The organism is Aquiflexum lacus, assembly GCF_015476655.1.
GTDB lineage: Bacteria > Bacteroidota > Bacteroidia > Cytophagales > Cyclobacteriaceae > Aquiflexum > Aquiflexum lacus.
The window spans coordinates 1-747 of record NZ_JABFHF010000080.1 but is presented as its reverse complement, the minus strand read 5'-3'; the positions used below and the strand labels follow the sequence as shown (position 1 = coordinate 747).

1 pseudogene is annotated in these 747 nt (G+C 45.6%); it reads right to left on the bottom strand.

From position 1 onward, the window contains the following. A pseudogene (locus HMJ38_RS25105) lies at positions 1-747 on the bottom strand (transposase); the annotation flags it as partial.

Below are 747 nucleotides of genomic sequence, written 5' to 3'. Positions count from 1 at the left end.
GGTTTACAGGGCCGAAAAATCTCCTGTGTTTGGCCACGGAGAGCTTAAGTCTTGTACATTCGTTGAAGGCATTGAAATCAAGTTTGTCTATAAACGTGAGTCCGTCCACCTGAAGGATATGGGCTTTGGCCCCGAACTCAACCGGCTTGTTTTCTTTTCCCCTCACAATAGGTCTAAGATAAGGTTTGTGCAGGGAAACTATTCTGTCTTTTAAAGCCGCAGGCGGGTTGTCCAACAAAAACTCCTGCTGGCGGTGAACCTTTTTTATCACTGCAAACCTTGCAAAATCCTTCAAATCAAGATCTGCGCCTTTATTACTGTCGAGGATCTGCTGGAGTTGGCCGATCCCTTTACCGAGCAGATAAACGAGTGCTTTTCTTCTTCTGAGCGTTTCCCTGAAACTGTTTTTCCTTTTTCTGGAATAAGTCATCTGGGCAATTTTCTGCTCCCTGAATTTAGATCTGGGCCTTTTGACCCCCATTTGGGAACAGAATCTGAACATCTGTTTTTCAAAAACCCACTCACAACATTCCCACAGCAGTTTGACATCGGTTGGAAACCGTATGAATGACTCGTAACACGTAGCGTCCATGAGCAATACGTGGGTGTTGTTGACATCACGCTTCCAGTGGTTGATAAGTACTTCCTGAAGTCTCTCCCATTCGCAGTGTTTTTCCAGATATGCCCTGATCCTGGTCATGATGGTCATGTCTCTGATATGCTGGTTTTCGGCCAGTACTTTGCCGC